The organism is Rahnella sp. P4_A8 (assembly GCF_056402435.1).
Genome location: NZ_JBFUHK010000361.1, coordinates 1 through 635, shown reverse-complemented (window position 1 = coordinate 635; position 635 = coordinate 1). Strand labels below are relative to the sequence as shown.

Annotated in this window: 1 protein-coding gene and 1 pseudogene; both read left to right on the top strand. The window is 48.7% G+C overall.

Annotated elements, in window-relative coordinates; translation table 11 throughout:
* A partial coding sequence (locus AC1DUO_RS26000) for a thioredoxin fold domain-containing protein (RefSeq protein WP_477989620.1) occupies positions 1–449 on the top strand: 449 nt, incomplete at its 5' end.
* Between the two features lie 93 nt (positions 450–542).
* Positions 543–635, top strand: a pseudogene (locus AC1DUO_RS25995) (integrase core domain-containing protein); the annotation flags it as partial.

The following is a 635-nucleotide window of genomic DNA, read 5'->3' as shown; positions in this document are numbered from 1 at the left end:
CTGTCAAGGAAATCGCTGATAACTTGGTTGAACTCAATCCCATAACATGGACCGCTCCTGCCGAAAAATATCACATGGTTGTCTTTATCGATAACCAATGTAGTTATTGTTCGGACGTGGTTAAAAAGGTTCAGCAGTATACGGATGCTGGACTTACCATGTCATTCCTTACGGTTGCTCCTCCGGCTATCCATGATAAAGTGATCAGCGATATGGCCAGGGTCTGGTGCTCCAGCTCCCCACGTGAAAGCCTACGTAATGCAATGGCTGGTTTTTTACCGAATAATGACACTTCACCAGCCTGCATCAGGACAATAGAGCAGCAATCAGCACTCGCGGATCGTGTCGGTATTGAGGTTACACCAGTGATGGTTGTTATGCAGCCTTCGCCAGTTGTGTTTATTGGGAATGTAAAGCCCGCTGAAATCCTCAAGGCATTAAAGCATTAGCCTTTGGAGAATATCTTGTGAGGTTCGTAAGTACACGCTCGTAGGCGCTAACGCGGAGATACACCCTGGCTGCGTCAGGGCCACTCCTACTGATCTCCTCCCGGAWAGCCCACAGATAACGCCCTGGTTGAGTCATTTAACGGCAGCCTGCGTGATGAATGTCTGAACGTGCACTGGTTCCTATGC